Origin of the sequence: Massilia sp. CCM 8734 (genome assembly GCF_011682155.1) — a bacterium.
GTDB classification, from domain to species: Bacteria; Pseudomonadota; Gammaproteobacteria; order Burkholderiales; family Burkholderiaceae_D; genus Telluria_A; species Telluria_A rubra.
Map to the genome: position 1 here is coordinate 1 of NZ_WHJI01000106.1, position 2,460 is coordinate 2,460.

The following is a 2,460-nucleotide window of genomic DNA, read 5'->3' on the forward strand; positions in this document are numbered from 1 at the left end:
ATGGTGTGGGCGTTTTGATGTTGTCTTCAGAACCAATATCATGCCAGAAATGGGCGCCCACGCCCCTCCATCATGCCGAGTCCGGCGATCAAATTCACACACGTGACCAGTTTTGCAAGTGCCTCCTATATTACAGCGGACTCGAGACAGGGAATGTTGGTCGCCAGCGAACTCGACGGCAAGGTCCACGTATTTGGGGATGGAGAAGAATACAATGACAGTTCTTTTTCTAATTCTGGCAGTAAAAACCCAAATCGAGGTGGTCCACGCCGTTTAAAAATGATCGACGGGTACGCATTTATGTGCGGCGGAAATCGATCCGTAGCGAAGATGGTAAGCCAAAAATCATGGTTTTCACATACTCATCTCTTACCAGTGTACCCTGACGTTACCAGAGGCGGTTTCGACGATATTGATGGATTTAACGAGAATGATTTGTATGCGGTTGGCGGCAAAGGCGACGTATGCAGATTTGATGGATTACGATGGCAAGAAGTTGCATTCCCAAGTAACGCATGGATCTCAACAGTATGCTGTGGAGGGGATGGAAACGTTTACATATCCGGCGTCGATGGGTTAACATTCGTGGGCAGGGAAAATCGTTGGAAGAAAATTAATGAAGGCGGAGTAAACCTCGGCTTTAGGAGCATGGTATGGTATGGTGATCGAGTGTGGTGCACGAATGATTACGGCGTGTGGACGATCCACAAAAACAAAATTGCCAAAGCTGACTTACCGTCTGAAATTGCTATTTGTGCCGGCTATTTGGCTGTCGGTGATGGGGTTATGCTTCTCGCAGGCGCAAACGGTGCGGCTCTATTGCAAAACGATAAGTGGCAATCTATTTTGATTTGTAGCGAAATGGAGAGTAGTCTAAAAAGTGGTGGAAACTTACCAGCGACGATCTAACGTCTCGATCGTTCCTAGGCAAAAGATTCATCCAGTAAGAATATCATATTTTGGCGCCACCGTAATTTACATGACCTCCTAAATTTTTTCAGAGGGTCATCACACAATTTATGCTGCCCACCAATTGGAACGACACTGCAATTTTTTCAAATGCTACGACGTAAGGCGTCCAAATGAGAAAAAGGCGTAAGATCACGAAAGTAAATACTAGACGCAAATATATTTCCCGACATATTGCCAACTTAAATCAAAGGAGCTTTGTGAGGCAATTTGCATAAGAACCACCGTCAATTTCACTCAAGTTTAATCCAATGGCTGCTTTACCATATACATTCCCCGTAATCGACGCTTTAATTACGCGCCATACCGAAGATTCTGCTTTTTATTGGTCCCAACTGGACTGGACAGTCAATGCGTCGGGTGTGGGACTGGCTCGCCTCAATCACTTCAATCAGTTGCTCGAGGCGCATCTCGATGGAATAAAAGTAGCCGGTCCAACTGGTTGGAAAATTGCCGTCAGTGCATTGGAACGTTGGCAAAAGTCTGGAGAGGTATTCACCTGCACTTGGCTCGCGCTACGATCCGAAAATACTGATATGCTGGACGACATATTTAAGCGCGTTAGTCGTCGTCCAGACGACCTCGTACGCGGCGCGGTTTCCGCACTCGCCGCGTGCTCCCCTGACCTTTTTTCTCGTATTGCGCAAAGGTTGTCGGCTATCGAGGCGGCTCCTGCCTCCCAGGTAGCCGTTCTGCGTGCTGCGGCGCTACGAGGCAATAGTGTTGTTTCACACTTGGATAATCCCCTGCAAACTTACTTGCAATCCCAAACCTCGCATGTCAGAGCAGCTGCCTGCCGCGCTTGCGCCGTCGCAGGTCAACCGGGAAGCGTGATTCCCCTGCTTCGCGAGGCATTGAGCGACCCTGATCTGCAGGTGCGTGCCGAAGCAGCCATCGCGTTGGGCAAACTTGGCGACGCCCAAGCAACACTTCCGGTTCTGCTTCAAAGCGTGCTGATGCAAGCCAGCCTCTACAGCGGGGCGACCGGCGCCATCCGCGCCCAAGCCAGCCGTCGTCTTCAACGGTGGGTACGCGAGCTTGCCTGGCTCACGCCAATTGGTGCCCCCGAAGCCCGCGATCTTCTGGCACAGCTGCCACCCCGCATGGCCCTCACGTTCGCGCTATGGCATGGCGACCTGGCTCACCTGCCTTTCGTCATCGATCAGCTAGCCGATGAGGACGTAGGCCGCTACGCCGGCTGGGTATGGCAAACACTGACCGGAATCGACCTCACCGCCAGCGGCTTGGCCTTGCCGGAGCCCGATCCCGCGAGCCTGGACCCCGACCAATTGATTACCGAAGCCCGGCTCGACGCTGATAGCGGACATCCTCAAGCGGACCAGGCTGCGGTGAAGGCCGCAACCGCCGCCAGCCCGCACCTCGTCGGTCGCGGCAAACGCGTGCTGCTTGGCCGCGAGATCGATGCCAAAACCGCCCTCGACCTGCTCGAAAACGCCCCGCAAGCGATTCGCGCCATGGCCGCACAGATAC

The 2,460-nt window shown here is 52.6% G+C and carries 2 protein-coding genes; both read left to right on the forward strand.

The features are described 5' to 3' along the window. The first annotated feature begins 153 nt into the window (after nt 1–153). Complete coding sequence (locus F2P46_RS35510; RefSeq protein ID WP_166899191.1) at nt 154–909, forward strand: hypothetical protein; 756 nt, start codon at nt 154–156, stop codon at nt 907–909. Nucleotides 910–1,220: 311 nt separating this feature from the next. Next, the coding region (locus tag F2P46_RS35515) for a HEAT repeat domain-containing protein (protein ID WP_166899193.1) at nt 1,221–2,460 on the forward strand (1,240 nt) is incomplete at its 3' end.